At 59.4% G+C, this 554-nt stretch carries 1 protein-coding gene and 1 pseudogene; both read right to left on the bottom strand.

All coding sequences use genetic code 11. The features are described from left to right. A partial coding sequence (locus tag BK660_RS31090) for a GFA family protein (protein WP_148057517.1) occupies positions 1-254 on the bottom strand: 254 nt, incomplete at its 3' end. A 2-nt stretch (positions 255-256) separates the two neighbouring features. After that, positions 257-554: pseudogene (locus BK660_RS31085) on the bottom strand (dienelactone hydrolase); the annotation flags it as partial.

Genomic DNA, 554 nt, shown 5'->3' with positions numbered 1-554 from the left:
GACGAGCCACAGTGCGTGCAGAACTGGCGTTGTACCGATTGCGAAGATTGATACGACTTCAGCTGGTCGGCACCCTCCAACAATTCCAGGTTCTGGCGCAGCACGCTGCCGTAGCTGGCAAATGCCGCGCCGTGGCTTTTGCGGCATTGGCTGCAGTGGCAGTGCGAAAGCGCTTTGGGCCGTGAGCGAATCTGGTATTTCACGGCGCCGCACAGGCAACTGCCCCGGAAGGTCTGAGGGGAGGGCGTGAGCATTGTTATTGCGGATCCTTGTAGGTGATGGCTTGTTTCAAGGGGGCAGGTGACTGCGCCAGAAACCCGCTGATCAGGGAGATCACCTGCTGCTGAATCACTGCACGTGGACGACCGCCGTCGCCATCGGTGCAGATAATGCTGTCGCCCGGTACGTCTTTGTCGAGCATGGCCACGGCGCCAGGTTTGCAGATCGCCATGAACGTGAAGTGACTGGCATCGCTGATTTCGACGTAACGCGACGAGGTTTTCGGCAGGCGTTTGGCGAGGTCGACCGATTCCAGTTGCGCGGGCAGTTCTTTC

Source organism: Pseudomonas brassicacearum (assembly GCF_003732265.1).
Lineage (GTDB): Bacteria > Pseudomonadota > Gammaproteobacteria > Pseudomonadales > Pseudomonadaceae > Aquipseudomonas > Aquipseudomonas brassicacearum_D.
Note: the sequence above shows the minus strand (reverse complement) of the source record. Positions and strands in the feature narration are given on the sequence as shown.